16 protein-coding genes are annotated in these 20,558 nt (G+C 42.2%); 1 reads left to right on the forward strand and 15 read right to left on the reverse strand.

The annotated features are described in order from the left end of the window. Window positions 1-2: 2 nt before the first annotated feature. From AC4J95_RS00925 to ispE, 8 genes are all read right to left on the reverse strand, one after another. Window positions 3-2,429: an ABC transporter permease family protein gene (locus AC4J95_RS00925; RefSeq protein WP_494548230.1), complete on the reverse strand. Its 2,427-nt coding sequence runs from the start codon at window positions 2,427-2,429 to the stop codon at window positions 3-5. 474 nt (window positions 2,430-2,903) lie between these two features. Beyond that, window positions 2,904-3,875, reverse strand: a complete 972-nt coding sequence (locus AC4J95_RS00930) for a ribose-phosphate diphosphokinase (RefSeq protein WP_316405473.1) — start codon at window positions 3,873-3,875, stop codon at window positions 2,904-2,906. Window positions 3,876-3,972: 97 nt separating this feature from the next. Continuing rightward, on the reverse strand, window positions 3,973-5,340 hold the full coding sequence (gene glmU / locus AC4J95_RS00935; RefSeq protein WP_494548231.1) for a bifunctional UDP-N-acetylglucosamine diphosphorylase/glucosamine-1-phosphate N-acetyltransferase GlmU: 1,368 nt from the start codon (window positions 5,338-5,340) through the stop codon (window positions 3,973-3,975). Between the two features lie 235 nt (window positions 5,341-5,575). Next, complete coding sequence (gene purR / locus AC4J95_RS00940) at window positions 5,576-6,394, reverse strand: pur operon repressor (protein WP_316405475.1); 819 nt, start codon at window positions 6,392-6,394, stop codon at window positions 5,576-5,578. A 328-nt stretch (window positions 6,395-6,722) separates the two neighbouring features. Then, window positions 6,723-7,553 carry a metal ABC transporter permease gene (locus tag AC4J95_RS00945; protein WP_494548232.1) on the reverse strand — a complete coding sequence of 277 codons (831 nt, stop codon included), beginning with the start codon at window positions 7,551-7,553 and terminating at the stop codon, window positions 6,723-6,725. Beyond that, a complete protein-coding gene (locus tag AC4J95_RS00950) occupies window positions 7,526-8,206 on the reverse strand; it encodes a metal ABC transporter ATP-binding protein (protein WP_494548233.1) in 681 nt (226 codons plus the stop codon). The genes AC4J95_RS00945 and AC4J95_RS00950 overlap by 28 nt, the downstream gene beginning before the upstream one ends. 21 nt (window positions 8,207-8,227) lie before the next feature. Beyond that, the gene (locus tag AC4J95_RS00955; RefSeq protein ID WP_494548234.1) at window positions 8,228-9,193 is read right to left on the reverse strand and encodes a metal ABC transporter substrate-binding protein; all 966 of its coding nucleotides are present in this window, start codon (window positions 9,191-9,193) and stop codon (window positions 8,228-8,230) included. A gap of 278 nt (window positions 9,194-9,471) precedes the next feature. Then, the gene (gene ispE, locus AC4J95_RS00960) at window positions 9,472-10,323 is read right to left on the reverse strand and encodes a 4-(cytidine 5'-diphospho)-2-C-methyl-D-erythritol kinase (protein WP_494548235.1); all 852 of its coding nucleotides are present in this window, start codon (window positions 10,321-10,323) and stop codon (window positions 9,472-9,474) included. Between the two features lie 178 nt (window positions 10,324-10,501). On the opposite strand from ispE, the gene AC4J95_RS00965 reads away from it, so the two are divergent. Further along, window positions 10,502-10,906 (forward strand): Hsp20/alpha crystallin family protein, encoded by a 405-nt coding sequence (locus AC4J95_RS00965; RefSeq protein ID WP_494548236.1) that lies wholly within the window; start codon window positions 10,502-10,504, stop codon window positions 10,904-10,906. A 44-nt stretch (window positions 10,907-10,950) separates the two neighbouring features. Here AC4J95_RS00965 and mprF read toward each other — a convergent pair whose 3' ends face one another. From mprF to ymfI, 7 genes are all read right to left on the reverse strand, one after another. Continuing rightward, the gene (gene mprF, locus AC4J95_RS00970; RefSeq protein WP_494548237.1) at window positions 10,951-13,512 is read right to left on the reverse strand and encodes a bifunctional lysylphosphatidylglycerol flippase/synthetase MprF; all 2,562 of its coding nucleotides are present in this window, start codon (window positions 13,510-13,512) and stop codon (window positions 10,951-10,953) included. A gap of 421 nt (window positions 13,513-13,933) precedes the next feature. Further along, window positions 13,934-15,490 carry a ribonuclease Y gene (gene rny, locus AC4J95_RS00975; protein WP_494548238.1) on the reverse strand — a complete coding sequence of 519 codons (1,557 nt, stop codon included), beginning with the start codon at window positions 15,488-15,490 and terminating at the stop codon, window positions 13,934-13,936. A gap of 253 nt (window positions 15,491-15,743) precedes the next feature. Continuing rightward, entirely contained in the window at window positions 15,744-16,793 is a 1,050-nt protein-coding gene (gene recA / locus AC4J95_RS00980; RefSeq protein ID WP_316405483.1) for a recombinase RecA, read from the reverse strand. 123 nt (window positions 16,794-16,916) lie between these two features. Further along, a complete protein-coding gene (locus tag AC4J95_RS00985) occupies window positions 16,917-18,164 on the reverse strand; it encodes a competence/damage-inducible protein A (protein WP_494548239.1) in 1,248 nt (415 codons plus the stop codon). A gap of 107 nt (window positions 18,165-18,271) precedes the next feature. Then, window positions 18,272-18,853: a CDP-diacylglycerol--glycerol-3-phosphate 3-phosphatidyltransferase gene (pgsA, locus tag AC4J95_RS00990; protein ID WP_316405485.1), complete on the reverse strand. Its 582-nt coding sequence runs from the start codon at window positions 18,851-18,853 to the stop codon at window positions 18,272-18,274. A 34-nt stretch (window positions 18,854-18,887) separates the two neighbouring features. Continuing rightward, the gene (locus AC4J95_RS00995; protein ID WP_494548240.1) at window positions 18,888-19,754 is read right to left on the reverse strand and encodes a RodZ domain-containing protein; all 867 of its coding nucleotides are present in this window, start codon (window positions 19,752-19,754) and stop codon (window positions 18,888-18,890) included. Between the two features lie 50 nt (window positions 19,755-19,804). Next, on the reverse strand, window positions 19,805-20,530 hold the full coding sequence (gene ymfI, locus AC4J95_RS01000; protein WP_494548241.1) for an elongation factor P 5-aminopentanone reductase: 726 nt from the start codon (window positions 20,528-20,530) through the stop codon (window positions 19,805-19,807). Between the last annotated feature and the right edge of the window lie 28 nt (window positions 20,531-20,558).

The raw sequence follows: 20,558 nt of genomic DNA on the forward strand, positions 1-20,558 counted from the left end.
GCTTACCTCCACTTTTCAATTCTGTGATAGATCAAACTCGCGATGATTCCCCAAGCTGCTAAATAAATGCCATAATCGAATAAAAAGATACGGCTGAATTGCAGCCATTCTGGTATCGAAAAGAAGCGCAGTGTCCCCATGATTCCGATAAAGCCAAAACTTAACAGCAAACCTGCAGCTAAAGGCAAAGTGACAAAGAAGCCGACTTGTCGTTTTAGCATACTGCGTTGTTCCTTTTCTCGCATCCCCAGCTGATCCAACAATCTTCTTCGTTCAATCAAACTGGTTTGTTCGCTTTCAAATTTTGCCACTAATATTCCTACACACATAAAGATACAGACAGCTAGGGTAAAGATCAGCAGCAGGACCTGTAGATAATTTTCAGTGACAACATTATTTTTACGCTGGTTCTTCTCATAAATAGGCTCAATCGTATCATCCCAACGCTTGTCATCCGCGTAGGTTTCTTTTAAGAAGCTTAGAGATCGCGCGGCTTTTTTTCCATCTTCAACCAAAAATAATTGATTAGGCTGATCTTTTTTGGCCAGGGTCGCAAATTCCTCATCGGCTAACACGAGAATATTTTCCTGCAGCCCTCGTTGGAACATCCCAGTCAAAATCAAACGTTCTTGACTCTTGATGTGACGCATTGGGAAAATTAAATCGACATTCGTCGTATTGTAGCTCTCTAAAGGAGTTCCGATCCGCAAGCGCGGCCGTACACTTTGGGGATCCCAATCAATCGGCTGTCCACGGATACTGATCGCCTGTTGATAAACCACATGCCACTGTCCTTTTTTTAATTGCAGAGGCTGTTTATCCAGATGATTGGCTTGACGTAATTGTTGATACGTTGATTCAGAGATCCCGATATGCTGTCCCTGAATATACATGATCGGGCGGACTGTACCGTAGACTTCCCATTCTGGATCCCCGTCCACGGAGGTTACCGGAAGGAACGGATATTTTTTCCAAGTCGCCTTCTCTTTGTCTAAAGTATGTTCAACTTGGCTAACTTCTGGCTGCTTGACTTTCGCCACGACTTCGTATGGAAACAGGTCACAGACTGCGGTTTGTTGAAAAGTGACCAAGCGTGGTAAAAAGATTCCTACCGCTAGTACCTGCAAAAATGTTGCTAGCATCAAGACATTGATGCTTTTATGGAAGCGATAGAATAAATCATTGCGAGATAAAAGCAGTTTAGGTTTTCCCTTTGCATACTTGACATAAAGACCGCCGACACCGCGGAATAGTCCCCACAAAGCAACGATGAATGCGCCGACCACTAATAAAGTCTCAGCTGATTTTCGACGATGGAACCACCAAAATGTGATCGCCAACGCAAGTAAACCAATCAATAAAAACAATAGTGTCCAGCGCTGATTGGGACGATCCGGCTTTTCTTGTTCTCGTGGTCTAAATTGAATTAGACGCAATATTTTTTCTTGATGGAAAGCCATTGCTACAATTACTAATCCCGCGTATAGCAGCAGTGCCCAACCAATATTAATAAACGCTCTGGCGATCAGCAGACTTGCTGCTCCACCAATTATTGTTCCCGCCAAAGCAAAAAAGCTGAATTCTTCCAGCAGCATGATTAGAAACGTCCGTTTGCGAATTCCTAACTGGATGAACAGTTCCATGTGCTTCGCCTTAAAATCAATGTATAAACCATCCATAAATGTTAAAAACAGAAGAAGCAGCAGTAACAGCACACCGCCCGATTCGATAAATATCCGCAAGAGACCCGTCTTATCAAAAATAGAATTCTGGGTATGCGTCCCGCTAAATTCGCGATACGTAAACAGCAATACAGCTAATACAAAGAAAACCAATGCATTCGCAAAAATTAACAATAGATAATTTTTTTGATGATAGCGAAAATTTTTACGTATGACCTGATGAAACGCAGGTGGATATTTCCCTGGAAAAGCTAAACGTCGTTTGCGATCTTCGTTATACGCTTTTTCAACTTTTTGCGACTCGGCATATTTTCGATCTCGTTCGATCTTGTCATCAAAATAGCGATTCAGAATAAATTCCAAACCTCCTAAAATCAAAATCACTCCTAACCAAATACTATTAGAGAAGAATTGGATAAACACGAAATAGAAAAAAGTCGTGAAATAGAGCCAGCTAATTTTTACGGATTCTAGAACTGGCATTTTCCGCTGGAGCGTCAGCAGTACAGCATCAGAAAGGTAGAGCAAAACCAGCAGAATAAAAGGAGCGGCCCCTACCATAACCCCGATTCCTTCCGAAAATTCGCTTTGCCAAAAATGGAGAAAATTCCCGCTAAACAGGCTGCGGAGCCAGACTTCAATCAAACTGAACCGCTGATTGATCCCAGCGATGATTCTAAAAAATAAAGCAATCAAAAAAATCCCATAGCCGGCAACCATGGAGATACGATTCATTCTTTTTTGCATGACGACCTCCTCTGAACGTTTCTTCTACCTATTATCATATCAGAAGGAGTATCTCTTGGAAGCGTTTGTTCAAATTTCTTTCAGAAATAAGAAAGGCTTCGCGAACTTGCTCAGCTTTTGAGCACCAAGTAGGTACTGTTCCACATCAGCTCCAAAGACCGATCGCTGTGTCTCACAGCAATAAGACCAAAATATTTCTAAATTGCCAAGAAACACTATGATCGTAGGAATCGATGTTGATTGGTACCTACTTGGTGCTTCTCAAATTTCGAAATATTTTTGCTTATTGTCGATATGCTAGTTCTTCTTAACGCCAGTTTAGAAGTAACTGTATGCGTAGCTTGCGTAGAAAAGCTAGTTCGTGAAGCCGGACATGGATCCACTTGCTCTCATAAGCTTTTTGCATGTGAAAATTTTATACTCCCTTAAAAAACAAAAAAACTAGGTATCTATACAGATACCTAGTAAATAGAATTATTTTTTGTTGGTTTCAAACAGCGGGCTAACTGGTTTGTTTTCGTGGATGCGCTTGATTGCATCACCCATCAACTCACCAACACTGATTTCATCAATCTTATCGATTTTACGTTCTTCAGATAAGTAGATTGAATCCGTTACGACTAAATGTTCGATCGCTGAATCTTGGATCCGTTGCATTGCTGGACCAGATAAAACAGGATGCGTACATGAAGCGTAAACTTTTTTTGCGCCAGCTTCTTTTAAGGCATTGGCAGCTAAGGTAATCGTACCTGCTGTATCGATCATATCATCAATGATCACACATGTTTTGCCATCAACTTTCCCAATGATATTCATCACTTCAGCGACATTCGCTTTCGGACGACGTTTATCGATGATTGCGATTGGAGCTTTCAAGAATTCAGCTAATTTACGAGCGCGCGTAACCCCACCATGGTCTGGTGAAACAACTACGACATCATCGCCGCAAATTTTTTGTTCTAAGAAATAATCGGCGATCAAAGGAGCACCCATTAAATGATCCACAGGGATATCAAAGAATCCTTGAATTTGAGAAGCGTGTAAATCTAAAGTTAATAGACGTGTTGCGCCAGCTTTTTCAATCATGTTGGCAACAAGTTTAGCAGTAATTGGTTCCCGTGCACGTGCTTTACGATCCTGACGGGCATAACCGTAGTAAGGCATTACGACGTTGATTGTTTTTGCACTCGCACGTTTCAAGGCATCGATCATAATCAAAAGTTCCATTAGATTATCATTTACCGGACTACTTGTTGACTGAACGACATAGACATGACAGCCGCGAATACTTTCTTCAATATTTACTTGAATTTCACCATCGCTAAATTGGGTTACAGAACTTTTTCCTAGTTCAACACCAACTTCTTCAGCGATTTTCTCAGCTAGGGGACGATTTGAATTCAAAGCAAAAATTTTCAATCTTGGATCAAAATAATGTTTCGACATGGGGACCTCCACTTTCTTTTTAAACGTACGCTACCGATTATATACCATTTCAAATAAAATACTAGTCATTTCCATTTAAGAAATCAAGAGAATTCCCTTAAAATGGCAAATGACTTGCATAACCTGCCTTGTTTACTTGGCGAGCTCGAGCGATTGCCATATCGCCTTCAGCAACATCATCCGTAATCGTTGAACCCGCTGCCGTCACACTGTTATCAGCAATGTTGACCGGCGCGATAATATTTGTGCTGGAACCGATGAAGACATGATCCCCCACATTGGTATGATGTTTGTTCTTACCATCGTAATTAACGAAAACAACTCCGCAGCCGACATTAATATCTTTGCCAAGTGTTGCATCTCCAACATACGTTAAGTGTCCAACTTTGGTATTTTCGCCAATTGTCGCTTTCTTAATTTCTACATAATTACCAATATGGGCATTTTCTCCAATATCTGCTTTTGGACGCAAATGTGCGTTTGGACCTACATCCGCATTTTTCCGTACGATCGCCTCTTCGATGACCGATGCGGTGATTTCCACCTTGTCTTCGATGGTGCTGTCAACGATTTTTGAGTGCGCACCAATAATACAATCGGAACCAATCACCGTATTTCCTTGAATTTGTACGCCTGGTTCAATGACTGTATCAGAACCAATTTCAATTCCCGCATCAATGTACGTCGTTGCTGGATCAATGAATGTCACACCATTGACCATATGTTGACGATTGATGCGACGACGCATGATTTCATTGGCATTCGCTAAAGCTATCCGGTCATTGACCCCCAGTGATTCTTCAAAATCTTCCGTTTGATACGCAGCAACCGTTTGATCGTTATTTTTCAAGATCTCAACGATATCTGTCAAATAGTATTCCCCTTGGGCATTGTTCGTTCCGATTTTTTCCAACGCCGCGAATAATTGTTCATTGTCGAAGCAATAGGTTCCCGTGTTGATCTCCTGCACCCGGGCTTCTTCTAGAGTTGCGTCCTTTTGTTCCACAATCTTTTCTACGATTCCCACATGATCGCGCAGAATACGGCCATAGCCGGTTGGATCTTCTGCATGTGCAGTCAAAATTGTTGCGCTGGCTTTTTTGCCTTGATGGTAATCGAATAGATTATTCAAGGTTTGCGTTGTAAGCAATGGTGTATCTCCACTGATCACTAACGTTGTGCCTTTTTTGCCTTTTAAGAACTCTGCCGCTTGCATGACGGCATGACCTGTTCCTAATTGTTCCGCTTGCAAAGCATACTCGCTACGATCGCCTAATTGTTCTTTGACCATTTCAGCACCGTGCCCTACAATCGTCACGATATCTGTTGGTTGCGTCTCAACCACCCGTTCAATAATGTGTTCCACCATTGGTTTTCCTGCCACAGGGTGTAAGACTTTGTATAGTTTTGATTTCATGCGAGTTCCCTTACCCGCTGCTAAAATAATCGCATAACGATTTTCCAAAAGAAGTCACTCCTCATTCGTAATAATGAAATAATACTAAAAAATATTCCCTCTAATTTGTATTTTCTTATATCGTTTTTCTCGCAAAAGCAAAATTGACATTCTCACTCATACTAGTGGAATAATTTGAATTCCGTAATCCATTTTACTAGCCAGACGCAAAAAAGGCTAGCTCATTAGACTCTCTCCAAGAAAAAATCTGGCGAGAGTCTTTAAAACCTAGCATTTTTATCCGCTATTTATCGAAGCAATTGCCTGGTACGACACTGATCGTTTTCGTACTAGTATCAACATCTTGCACAAATAGTAATGAATTGTAATCATCAATGGCGCGTTCGCCTTTGAATTTAGATTCCGCAAAGACTGTGATTCCCACAAGTTCTGCTTCAAACTCCTCGATCAGGCTCTTCATACCATTGACGGTTCCGCCGCCCTTCATAAAGTCATCTACAATTAAGACTTTTGAGCCGCGCTTCAAGCTGCGTTTTGACAGCTCCATTTTTTCAATACGTTCCGAAGAACCGGAAACATAGTTCACACTAACCGTTGAACCTTCTGTAATTTTTGAGTCGCGACGAACAATCACAAATGGCGCATTCAGATAATAAGAGACTGCTTGCGCGATCGGCACGCCTTTGGTTGCGACTGTCATGACTGCATCGACTTTTTTATCTAAATATTGCGCAGCGATAATCCGGCCAACTTTACGCAATAAGTCGGGTTGTCCCAACATGTCAGATAAATACACATACCCACCTGGCAATAAGCGATCTTCTTCAGACAAACGTTCAGCCAAAGACTCGATATATTCACGTGACTCCGCATCCGTGATACTCGGTGTAAAGACTACCCCGCCGGCTGCACCGGGAATCGTTTCTAGGAATCCTGTTCCTCGTTCTTTGAAGGTCTTCTTTACAATCGCTAAGTCTTCGCTGATAGAAGATTTGGCTGAACCATAGCGGGCCGCAAAAAAAGTCAATGGGATCAAGTCATGTGGATGATCCAACAAATATTGTGTCATGTCGATTAATCGTTCACTTCGACGCACTTTCACGTAATTCACTCCTATTTCATCTTAATGTATTTTTTTCTCTAGGAAAAAGCTTGATGCTCAACACGCATACCTTTCCACTGATGGACTAAAATCTGGACTAAAATCCAAAGTGTAACAGGTATCCTATTTCATATTAGTTTTGATTCTCAACGTATGTCATTCTGCTGTTCTTTTAAAGCACATGCAACGAATGACACCTATTCTGATTAATCGTTTCCCATTATAAGGGTTTAGACGATAAAATTCGAGCATTTTCTCGTTTCAAAGTCGAAAAGTTCGGAATTTATTAATTATTCCGCAAAAAAAGAGGAAAAGCTTTCGCTTTCCTCTATTTCTGCAACTGTTTTCGTTGAAGGAAGTATCGTAATTGACGGATTCCATTGATCACTAAGAACAATAAGATAAAGCCTAAAGTAATCGTCGCACCTGGTGGTGTGTCTAAATAGTAGGAACCAGTCAAACCACCGATCATTCCGACAAAACCAACCAAGACACTGACTAAGATCACGATATTGAAGCTTTTCCCTACCCGCATACCGATCGCCGCCGGCAGTACCATGATCGCTGAAATCAATAGGGCACCTGCAATCGGGATCATAATCGCGATTGCCACTCCGGTCACAACGTTAAAAATCATCGACATCATGCGAACTGGTAAGCCATCTACCGCCGCGATATCTTCATCAAAGGTTAGTACATACATCGGACGCTTAAATAGCAGGAACAAAATGCCGACTAAAACAAATAGAATCCCTAGAAAAACCACCTGCTGCCAAGTGATCGTCACGATCGAACCAAACAGATAGGATTGGATGCTGACCGCTGAACTGCCCGGAGCCAAACTCATTAATACCAGTGCGATCGCTAAGCCCGCGGCCATCAAGATTGCAATGGAAATCTCTGAATAAGAACTGTACATGTTCTGTAAATACTCCATGATAATCGCGGCAACGACCACGACTAACAACGTCGTACCTGTCGGATTTAAATTCAAGAAGAACCCTAACGCCACCCCTGCTAACGAGACGTGGGACAAAGTATCTGCCATCAATGATTGACGGCGAATGACTAGAAAGACGCCCAGCATCGGCGCAATCCCTGCAATAAAAATCGCGGCTAGAAAGGCCCGTCTCATGAATTCATATGAAAGCAACGCCATTTTGAGTTCTCCTTTCGCACCAACCGAATGTGGCGATCAATATATTTTTTTGTATCCTCATGATCATGGGTGATCATCAAGATACTCTTGCCATGAACATGAGCACTGTGCCGCAGCAGATTATAAAAATCATTGCGAGATTTTTCATCCATCCCTGTCGTCGGCTCATCTAAAATAAACAAATCAGGATCTTTTGCAAATAACCGCGCCAAACTAATTCGTTGTTTTTGTCCACCTGATAATTCGCCAACTTTTTTATGGCGCATATTCCACATGTCTACCGATTCTAACGCTTTTTGTACATGCTCGTGATCACGTTCTGTTAATTTTTTGAACCATTTACCCTGCGGATAACGTCCAGATTCTACCAGCTCCAAGACCGTACTGGGAAATCCCGCGTTGAATGACGCCACTTGCTGGGGAATGTAACCAATACTCAGCTTCTTGCCTTCAGTATTTTTCTTGGCAATCGTCACTTTCCCGCTGCTGGGCTTTAATAAGCCTAATGTCGCTTTGATCAATGTCGATTTTGCGGCACCATTCTCTCCAGTCAAAATGACAAACTCGCCTGGGTCCACATGATAGGACACATTTTCTAAAACTGGTTCGTTGTCATAATAGAATGAAAGGTCTTCCACCTCGATATACGACATTTTTTTCGCTCCTTTTTCCTATTAATGAATGCTTTCTTTCAATGCGGTCAGATTCTCCCGCATCACGGAAAGATAATCTTCCCCATCTTTGATTTGTTTGTCCGTCAGGCTTTCCAACGGGTTCAATACTTCTAATTTTACACCGGTTTCTTTGGACAATGTCTCAGCAACTTTTGATGACGCATTTTCTTCAAAATAGATGACTTTAACTTGATTGTCATCAACATAATGCTTCAGTTCGCTCAATCGACTTGGCGAAGGTTCTTGATCAGGCGAAATCCCAGCAATCGCTTCTTGCGTCAAGCCATATTGTTTCGCCAAATAGCCAAAGGCCGCATGTTGCGTTACAAAGGTTTTGTTCTTCGCATCTTTAAATGCTGTTTGATATTCTTCGTCCAAAGCTTTTAGCTCGTCAATATAACTTGCCGCATTTTTTTCGAATGCCGCTTTGTCATCTGGGTATTTTTCGCTTAATTGATCGCGAATCGTTTCAACCTCTTTGATTGCCAAGGCTGGATCTAACCAGACATGCGGATCTAAATCATGGTCGTGTCCATGTTCTTCATGCTCTTCTGCATCATGATCATGAGCCTCTTCATGATCGTGTTCCGCACCGTCCATTAATTTGATAGCCTTAGACGCTTGAATGATCTCTGTTTTTTTCGTATCAATCGTGTCCGTCAAATTGTCCGTCCATGTTTCTAGTTCTGGACTATTGTATACAAACACATCTGAATCTGAAATTTTTGCCAAGTCTTTAGCTGAGGGTTCAAAATCATGGGGTTCGGTACCTGCCGGGATCAGCAATTCCACATCGCCTTTATCTCCTACTACTTGTTTAGTGAACTCATACATTGGATAAAAAGTCGTCATCACCTGAATCTTGTCATTGGACGATGCTTCTTTTTTCTCTTGACCACCGCAAGCAGTCAGCAAAACTGATAGTACCACAGTTCCTAATAAAAGTAGTCCTTTTTGCATCTTCATCTATCTAAACACCTTCTCTTCTCGTTTTAAGACAAAGATTAATTTAACAGATGTTTTTCTATCCGTCAACACAAAACGTAAAAATTACGATTTGCACCGAAATAAAGTTGATAAACCGTAAAACAGATGATGTTCCATTCATATGAAGAATCTTACCTGTATCCGTTTCTATTTTTATTTTTTGTTATTTTAAGCATTTGGCTAAATAAAAAACGCATTTCCCAAAGCCTGGAAAACACGTTTATTTCAACCCTTATCATTTTCTACTTCATCTGCGGCTATTTTAATGTGCGAACAAGATAAACCTCATCGCAAAAACCTTTCAACGCATTGAACACATGCTTGGCTCGTGAATACTTATGACACAACGCATAGACTGTTGGTCCACTGCCGCTCATCATTGCAGCATCCGCACCATATTTCAACATACGATCCTTTAATTGCTGGATGATCGGATGCTTTTTGATCGTAACGACTTCCATTGAGTTACCTAAGTTTTCAGTCATCCTCTGATAATCATTTTCCTCAATTGCTGAGACTAATGCCGGGATATCCGGATGGTACAAATCCTCCATCACAATCTTAGCGAAAATCGTGCGAGTTGAGACACTCATCCGCGGTTTGACAACCACCACCCAACATTGGGGCATCGGAGCGATCGGTGTGACTTTTTCACCAAAGCCTTCTACTAAAGAAGTTTGACCATAGACACAATAGGGAACATCTGAACCAACTTCCGCTCCCAGCCCAGCCAACTCTTCAACTGACAAGCCTAAATTCCACAAGCGATTGACCGCTCGTAAGGCTGCTGCTGAATCTGTCGAACCACCGCCGAGTCCAGCCGCCACTGGGATTTCTTTATGAATCCTGACCCGTAGGCCTTTTTTTATGTCAAAACGCTCCTTGACCAGCTCAAGCGCTTCGTATACATGGTTCTTTTTATCCGTGGGTAAAAAAGCCTTATTGGTTTCAATGATAATTTTATCTTCTGGAATCTCTTCCAAATACAAACGATCCGCTAGATCAATGCTCGCCATGACCATCGCCAACTCATGCAAGCCATCCGGTCGTTTGCCTAAAATATCGAGGCCCAAGTTGATTTTCGCTGGGGCTTTCTCCATAATTTCCATTTTCTCACCCGTTCAAATTTTTCACTAGACGATTCTATCATAGCCCATACTAAATGTATAGATAATTCATTCTAGCATAGGCACCCTAAATTAGTTGAATAATTCCACCTGAACCCTTACCATTAAAGAGAGAGATAGGTTTGACAGGTAATTTATTATAAACTAGGAGGAATATGGTATGAATCTACTGCCGAAAAATGATTGGTTTGGTGGAGAAGAATTAGTGGGCAAGCTGATGAACACGTTTTGGGATGACCGAAAAATGAATGTAGATATTCGCGATTTAGATGATCACTACGAAGTAAAAGCGGACCTGCCAGGTTTTGAAAAATCAGAAATTTCCGTGAACTATACTAATGAGATTCTTTCGATTGATGCCGAACACAGCAGCGAAAACGAAGTCAAAGACGATGGTCGTTTTGTTCGCAGAGAACGTTCCAGCAGTGCCTATCATCGTCAATTCGTGGTAAAAAGTATCGATGATGAAAAAATCAGTGCGAAATTTGAAAATGGCGTACTCACTTTGAAGCTCCCTAGAACCGATTACGAAGAAAAGAAAGGCAAAGAAATCACGATCGATTAACCTTTGCCTGCATGAAAAAGACGAGCCCAGTTGCGGCTCGTCTTTTATAATTCGATCATTTCTTCCGAAATCGTCACGCCTTTATTTTTTCCGCGACCAATCAGAAATAGTAATTGCACAGCTGAGAATAAGAAGCTGCTGTCTTTCATATAGGCGAAATACCTTGGCCGCCAACGATCGACATAAACTGTTTTTTCTTCTGCCACCTGTTGGAAAGCATAGATCGAATGACCATACTTATAGATCAAATTCATGATCCGTTCACCTAAGAAAGCAAAGGATGTCTCCCCTACTTTCGCCAAGGGTGCCATTCCCTGATACACTTCACAATAACCTTGACTCTTCAATTCATCCATCAAGTGTAGCTTCAGAAATGTCGGCAACTCATTCGGCACATCATTTCGGAAACGCAATAAATCAAAGGAGGCCCTTTCTTTGTTGACTGGCTGTTCAGTAATAAATCCGACGATCCGATTTTGCGGATCGCGAGCGATCCCAACATTGCTCTTTTCAATATAGGAACGGTCAAAACGTCCAACAGAGAAACATTTTTCCTTCTCACCATTTAGCCATTCATCTGAAATTTCCTCCAGCTCATCGAAAACCTCTTCCGGTAACTTTTCAAAATAGATAAATTGATAGCCCTCATTGGTCAAACGTTTAAATTCGAAGCGGTCAGAGAAGACATCATGCTTATGGCGCGTGAAATCAGTGACCCCGGTCTCGCCGATCTTATCAAAATGAAAACCTAGATCATGCAGAAGCAATACATAGTCCTCCGAAATTTTATAAAATGCTAGCTGATAGCCCAGTTTATCGGCATGTTCCATAAAGGCAAACGTCGCTGCTTTCCATTTTTCAGGATTTCCCACAGGATCACCTAAGACAAAACACTTATTTGCTCGTACTTGAAAACCGAAAATATTTTGATCATTGCCGTTTTCTTGATAATAAAAATATTGATACCCTGAGACCCGCAGATAATGACTAGCCGGCGTGCCCCCATAACGATTAATCAAATAATTGAAGCGCTTCTCATCCCAAGCAGCACCTAACTTGGTCTCACTTTGCGTTAAGTATTGATATAAGATTGCCAAACACAGAATCGACAAGATCAAGCCAACTAATCCGGAGAACCAGATTTCTTCAGATGGAAAGGCAAAATACTTCGCTGATAAACGTTCAGTACTCCAAATTTGGCCGCTGTGATAACCTGCAACTGCATAGAAAATGAATAGCAAGCCAAACAATATCCCGTCAAAAAGCAATGCGCCCCATGAATAAACGAACCGTTCGCGATAAAATTCTCGCCGCGACATCCAAACGATTAATAAAATCACCACATAAACGAGGATTAAACGAACCGATGCCGTACGCGCTACCGTGTTGACGATCCCAAAAATTAATAATAGGATCGTAGGCCAAAAAGCTTTTTTCACTTTTTGCGAGATGCCTCGAGCAAAGCCCAAAAGTAAGAAACCAATCAATAAGTTCAATGTCTGATCTAGAAAATCGAAAGAGAACGGCAGCAACACTTGGAATAAGCGGCTGATATTTGACAAATTCGTCAACGTAGATAATAGGATCATCATGATTCCTGCAAAGTAAACGGCACTGACCATAATGACGTGGGCAACTTTTTGAGAAAGCACACGCGGTAAATTGTCAAAGTAGCGATTCATTTTAACACTGGTATTGGTTAAAAAGATTACGATACCTGTGACAAATGGGACTAGATAATAAAAGATCCGGTAGAACAAGATCCAGACTACCGCTGTGCTTTGATTCAATCCAAGATGTCCCAGTCCTAGAATCATCATAACGTCAAAGGTTCCGGCTCCTCCGGGTACCATCGTCAGCATTCCTAAGCCTGTCGCAATCACAAACATCGGGTAGATATCCCCGATATTCAATTTCGTGCCCATCAGATAGCCGACCATTAGGAAAACTAGCAGAGCTCCCAACCATTGACCTAATGAAGCTAAATATAATTCAAAAATTTGTTTCAAACGAAATTCTTTAAAAATCGTCCTTCGGCGGGCATAGACAAAGCCAAACAGGATTGGTGCATAGGCTCCCCCCGCTAGTAACCAAAAGCGATAACGGACAAAGGGATTTTGTGTTCGAAAGAAGATCAAATCCAAAGAGGTAACAAACGCCATGATTGAAAGTCCTGCCAACATAAAGATGGCGATCTTGGAAATCACAGCCAATACTTTTTTCTTCTCCATTCCTTTTCCATAAAAACTTGACCGCAAACTCACTCCTACTACCCCACCAAAACCGGCTAAATTATTGATCGTATTGGTGGTCCAAGCAGAAACCAGCCACTCTCTAAAATTCATGCGGGGGCGCCCCGCTGCTTCAAGTGTCGTGATCGCTACATGATCGTATAAAAGCATGGGCAGAACTCCGCATAGGCCGATCCCCAACATACCTAATAATTCGATTTGTTCTTGTTGTTTGATCGTTTGCCAAACAGTCTGCCAGCTCATCCCATGGGCGATATTTTTCACTTGATTCGCTACGAAAAATAAGACGACCCCGAAGAAGATGATTTTGAGCAAGGTGGCATGCCGTTTGAACCAGCGGCTGATAGTCGTCATCCTACTACTCCCATTCTTTCTTTTCTTGTACTCTATTTTAAATGAATTCTTGTTATGAAGCTATCCTTTTAAATTTATGATTCCCTTAAAAAAGGAATTGTTATTTGATTCGGTTAGAAATGAACCTGTTTTCGTGCATGAACCATCCAACTACGCTTCACTATTAATAACGGATTGAACAGTTTAGTATAGACTCTCCACCTTTGAGAAACTGCGAAAAGATGGACTGGCGGCTAACTCTTTTTATGTATTCATTTTTCCAAAAAGCGGAAAAATGAGTTTTATTTTCACTACGCATACGATTCCGCTAAACAGCCCGATCATTGTTTAGTAAAAAAAACTAACAAATATTCGCGTTCCTAACAAACTGCGAAAAGCGTAACTCGCAAAAACAAAAAAGCCTCGTAATGAGGCTTTTTTGTTATTTTGCATAATCGGTTGCGCGTGTTTCACGAATCACGACGACTTTGATATGTCCTGGGTAGTCCAGTTCGTCTTCGATCTTGCGACGGATGTCGCGAACTAAACGAACGGAATCTAAATCAGAGATTTCTTCTGGTTTAACCATGACACGTACTTCACGTCCAGCTTGAACAGCGAAGCTTGAATCAACGCCATCAAAACTATTTGAAATATTTTCCAAGTTTTCTAAACGACGAATATAATTTTCTAATGATTCGCTTCGTGCACCTGGTCTAGCGGCTGACACTGCATCGGCAGCGGCTACTAAAACAGAGATTACTGAAGTTGCTTCCGTATCTCCATGGTGAGAGGCGATCGCGTTGATTACGACTGGATTTTCACGATATTTAGCGGCAAGTTCTGCGCCGATCTCGACGTGGGATCCTTCGATCTCATGGTCTAACGCTTTACCGATATCATGAAGCAATCCTGCGCGTTGCGCTAACTGAACATTTTCGCCTAGCTCTGCAGCTAAAACACCGGTCAATTTGGCAACTTCGATCGAGTGATTTAAGACATTTTGACCATAGCTGGTTCTGAAATGCAAACGTCCCAAAATCTTGATCAAATCTGGATGCAGGGTATGAGCACCAACTTCAAAGGCTGCCTGTTCCCCGTATTCGCGAATACGTTCATCCATTTCTTTGCGAGATTTTTCAACCATTTCTTCGATCCGAGCCGGATGAATCCGACCATCCTGAATCAATTTCTCTAACGTCATCCGGGCAATTTCCCGTCTGATTGGATCAAAACCGGATAAAACGACTGCTTCTGGCGTATCGTCGATAATTAAATCAATTCCCGTTAGTGTTTCCAACGTCCGAATATTCCGACCTTCACGTCCAATGATGCGACCTTTCATCTCATCATTTGGCAATGTCACTACCGAAACAGTCGTTTCAGAAACAGCGTCGGCGCCGCAACGTTGAATCGCCATCGCCAATAGATTTTTCGCTTTGCGATCAGCTTCTTCTTTAGCACGTTGTTCAGATTCCTTGACCATAACCGTTAACTCATGGTTCAATTCCTCTTCGGTCGTCTTCATAATTACTTCTTTCGCTTCATCTCTCGTTAAAGAAGCAACTTGTTCCAATTTTGTTTGTTGTTCATTAATTAGTTGTTCTACATCTTTTTCTCGCTCGTCAATTAATTGCTGTCTAGCACTGATCTTTGTTTCTTTTTCTTCCAGTGAGTGCTCACGCTTCTCTAAAGAATCATCTTTACGATCTAAAGTCTGTTCTCTTTGAAGCAAGCGATTTTCTTGTGATTTTAACTCTTGTCTGCTTTCTTTCAACTCACTTTCAACTTGTGCGCGATACTGCTGGTTTTCTTCCTTGGCTTCCAACAAAGCTTCTTTCTTCAAGGTCTCCGCTTCTTTATTAGCATGCGTAATGATCCCTCTTGCTGTGTTTTGTGCCCCATCAATTTCTTTTTCATGGCGTGCTTTTGCGACCATGAAACCCAAACCAAGACCGACAATTAAACCGATGATAGCGAGGAGAATAGGAACTAACATTAAATCCACCTCCGTACTATCTTATTTACCTATCTGTAGTTTTTTGATAAACGAATGTCAAATTATCAATATGCCTACTTGCATATGTGTGAGAGTCACACAACTTTATTCTAATGTTTGTCCGATAGCGTGTCAACTTTATTTATCTTTTGTCAGACAAAGCAGTAAAGCGCTTCGATTCCTTCTAAAATAAGGCACAAAAAAACACTAATGACTAGGCAAATACCCACTGTCATTAGTGTCGCTTTGTTTTTTATTCGTCTAAAGGCAATTCTTCTTGACCTGCTTCTTCAGCATCAGTCACATCGCCTTCTTCTCCAATGCCGTAAGCTGCGCGGACACGTGTTGCAACTTCTGCCATCATTTCTGGATGATCAGCCAAATACTTCTTGGCATTCTCGCGCCCTTGACCGATCCGATCTTCCTTGTAACCGTACCAAGCACCGCTCTTATCGATGATGTCTTGTTCAACAGCCATATCTAGCAGTTCACCTTCTTGCGAGATCCCGAAGCCGTACATAATGTCGACCTCAGCCACTTTGAATGGTGGCGCAACTTTGTTTTTAACGACTTTGATCTTCGTACGGTTACCAACGATATCTGTACCGTTTTTCAATTGTTCCGCACGGCGTACTTCTAAACGAACCGTTGCGTAGAATTTCAATGCGCGTCCACCAGGAGTTGTTTCCGGATTACCGAACATAACGCCGACTTTTTCACGAATTTGGTTGATAAAGACCGCAATCGTCTTCGTTTTATTGATCGATCCTGATAGTTTACGTAATGCTTGCGACATCAAACGAGCCTGCAAACCTACGTGAGCATCACCCATTTCACCATCAATTTCGGCCCGAGGGACTAACGCTGCTACTGAGTCGATAACGATGATATCAACCGCACCACTTGAAACCAAGGCATCCGCAATTTCTAACCCTTGTTCACCAGTATCTGGTTGTGATAATAGTAATTCATCGATATTTACGCCTAAACGAGCTGCATATTGAGGATCTAACGCATGCTCAGCATCAATAAAGGCTGCTGTTCCGCCATGTTTTTGAACCTCTGCGATGGCGTGCAATGCAACTGTTGTTTTACCAGAACTTTCTGGACCGTATACTTCAATGATCCGTCCACGAGGGTATCCGCCAACACCTAGCGCAACGTCCAATGCCAAAGAGCCACTTGGAATCGTTGAGATTTGTTGATCGACCTTTTCCCCTAATTTCATGATCGAGCCTTTACCGTAATTCTTTTCAATCTTCTTCATTGCAGCGTCTAAGGCTGCTTTGCGATCATTTGCCAATAGCTGATCCTCCCTATTTCCTATAATCAATATGCTTCCACATCATTATTGCTTTTTCAATATCCCTAGTTTATCGGTTTGAAATCAAAAAAGCAAGCAAAAAACGAACAAACATTCGCATTTTTAATTTTTGTTTAGAATTGCGCGGCGCACCATGTCTAAGCCCTTCATCACTGAGCTGTGACGGACATACGCACGGTCGCGTGTAAAATGGTTTTCACTGATAAGCGTCTCCCCGTTCTTTTGAGCTAACGCGATATAAACAGTTCCTTTGGGTTTGCCTTCTAGTTCATCTGGACCCGCAACACCTGTAAAGGACAAGGCAAAATCTGTTCTTGCTAAACGCAGCGCTGCTTCTGCCATTTCCTTCGCACACTCTTCACTAACAACCCCCACACGTTCTAAAAGCGCTGAATCGATGCCTAGGAAGCTTGCTTTGGTTGCCTTGGAATAAGTAACAAATCCGCCAGGAAACACCTCAGAGACGCCAGGGATCGTGCCTAATGTCGCTTGGAATTCGCCAGCAGTCAAGCTTTCTGCTGCTGTAATAGTTAAATTCTTTTCCTTCAGCAAATCTACTACGACTTCGACCAAACTATTTTCTTCGCCGTAGCCATAGAAGAATTCACCGACTTTCGCCAGAATCTCCGCTTCTGTCTGATCTAACAAGGCATTGGCTGAGACTTCATCTTCAGTCTTCGCCGTGATGCGTAAAGTTACCTCATTTGGCTTCGCATAAGGAGCGATCGTCGGATTTGACTGATGCTCGATCATCTCTGCCAGATCGGTCACTAATTTCGATTCGCCAATGCCGAAGAAACGCAGCACACGGGAAGTCAATTTTTCTGAAGTCGGAAATTCCTTTTCCAATAATGGACGGGCTTGTTCTAAGAACATTGGCTTCAACTCACTTGGTGGTCCAGGCAAAAGAATATAATTGTTCTTTTCGCCTTTATACAAACAGCCAATCGCTAATCCTGTGCGGTTCGGCAATGGGATACCATCTTGTAACGTTTCGACTTGTCGTAAATTATTCGGCGTCATAGTACTTTGACGCTGCGCGAAAAAGCTGTTTAATGCTTCTAATCCTTCCTGATTTTGGACTAGCGGTACGCCCACATGATCAGCTAGAACATTTTTGGTTAGATCATCATCCGTTGGTCCTAACCCCCCGCACAAGATGATCAGGTCACTGCGAGTATCTGCCAGTTGAAGCAATTCCTCTAATCGCTGCGGGTTATCACCTACAACCGTGTGAAAATACACCTCGATTCCCATATCTGCTAGTTTTTCTGATAAGAATGTCGCATTGGTATTCACGACTTGTCCCAATAAAAGTTCTGTTCCTACAGCAATAATTTCTGCTCTCATTTGTTCCTCTTCTTTCTAAGATACGCCATTTTTCCTCAACTATAACAGAAAAAACGATCAGAACGATAGATTTTCATACCGTACTGATCGTTTTTTTGATTGTTTTCTTACATTGATCCTTTGAAGATCGCAGTGTTTTTAGCAAAATAGTCATAGCCTGAATAGACAGTGAAGAATAAGCAGACATACAACATGATTTGATCCATCGGAATACCGATGAAGTTAAAGGGTACATTGTTTAGATATAGTAGGACGATTCCCACCATTTGTGTCGTCGTCTTGATTTTTCCTGGCATGGCCGCCGCCATCACGCCACCGCCTTGTTCGACGATCAGCAGACGCAGTCCAGTCACCGCTAACTCGCGACAAACAATAATAGCAATCACCCAAGAAGGTGCTTTGCCTTGCTCAACTAGAATAATAAAGGCTGTCATTACGAGCATTTTATCCGCTAACGGATCGGCAAATTTCCCAAAATTGGTGACCAAGCCATCGCGACGAGCGATCTTGCCGTCCAAATGATCAGTATAGCTGGCAATTGCGAAAATGATTGCTCCTACTAACTGTGTGACGGCTAAGCTGGTATCTCCGACTTGTAGCGTCCCCCAATCCCACGGGGCTAGAACAACGACCATAAACAATGGGATCATAAAGATCCGGATGACAGTCAATTTATTTGGTAAATTCATTGTTGATTCCTCCTAATTTGATTTAAGTCCGCGGCTAAGATGCATAGGCGATATTCAGTGTCACGTTCTTCTGTAATAACGACTCTCCCGGTTGGAAGTCAAGAACTTGATCATTGACTTTGATCTCAGCGTATTTTGCCATACCAATCGTAATGATTGCTTGAGCAGTATCAGCCGCTAATTCGGTGGTCTCGGTTTCTCCTGGATTCAGTGTTTTCTCATAGGTCCAAGCCCCGTTTACTCGTACGCCGATCCAGACGCGTTCTTTGGCAGTGAAGGTGATTTTTAACGGTTTCTCTGCCTGATCAACTTTCATCGTTGCTGCATTTGTCGTGTTATTTTCCATCGCAAGTGCCATTTTCGGTTTTTCTGGTTTTTTTGATGATTCCGTCGTTGGTTTCGGTTGAGACGACGAAACCTTTTCCGGTGCTGATGATGAGACATCTGATCGTTCGACTTGAACGGAACTATTTTCTGGAATAATTGCAGTTTCTTGGTGATCCAGCCAAGTCATATACCCTACTACCGAGATAATTGCCAATGCCACCAACCCTAAGAGAACCATAGGAAGCGTTGCTCTAAAACGGGCCCGAGTGGGACTTTCAGCATGTTTATTTTTTCTCAGCCCATCGACGGTTTCCAGTTCAGGATACGTTGGCAACGGCCGATCCTTCCCATCCAATACATCGAGCAAATGATTGCCGTCAAGTTTTACCTCATCAGCATATTGTCGAATAAACGTCCGCAAATAATAATCGCTGGGCAGCTCTTGAAAATCATTTTCTTCAATCGCCAGCAAATAACGTTTTTGGATTTTGGTGCGTTGCTGCAGCTCATCTAAACTAATTTTTTTATCGATACGGGCTTTGCGTAACGTTTCTCCAATATTAATACTAGCCACTTGATTCTCTACCCCTAATTCGTAATTATGGAACGATATCCGTTCCGATTCTATTCCATCCAGCCGCCGGTGACAGGTAAAACGATGCCGGTTGTATAGCTGGCTTCTTTTGAAAATAAATATGTGCAGGCTGCCGCGATCTCTATTGGGTCAGCCAAACGACCTAAAGGAATCTCCGCTTTTAATTCTGCTAACTCATGCGGATTCCAATTATTATTCATTTTAGTTTGAACAGCTCCTGGTGCTACCACGTTGACTGTAATCCCTAAAGTCGCAACTTCCTTCGCATACGCTTTTGCAAAGGCTTCTTGCGCGCCTTTTACCGCGCTGTAAACCGTCTCCATACTGCTGCCGCGATGACCATAGACTGAGCCGATAAATACGACGCGTCCATTACTGTTCTGGGCTAATTTCTCCTGCAGTCCCTGCAGTAGGAGCAGCGGTGTCTTCAAATGGACCTGCCATAAGGCTTCCATTTGATTGGCTTTTGTTTCTGGAAGCAACTCATAGAAAGTAAATCCTGAAGCAAAGACGATTCCGTCTACTTGGAATAATTGGTCTAGGAAGTTAGGAATCTCCTCTTCCTTCAACATGTCTAAGGATACCATAAAAAAATCTTGCTGAGGATAACGTTTCTGTAAGTCTGAAACGAAATTTAAAACTTTTTCTTTTTGCTGATTATAGTGGCAGTAGAGAGACCAGCCTTGATCCGCCAATTTTTCGCAAACCGCTTGACCGATATCTCCACTGGCACCCATTACTAAAGCATAAGGCATTTGATGTCTCCTATTTCATCTGAATATA

This window comes from Enterococcus sp. GPZ-007 (assembly GCF_059374735.1).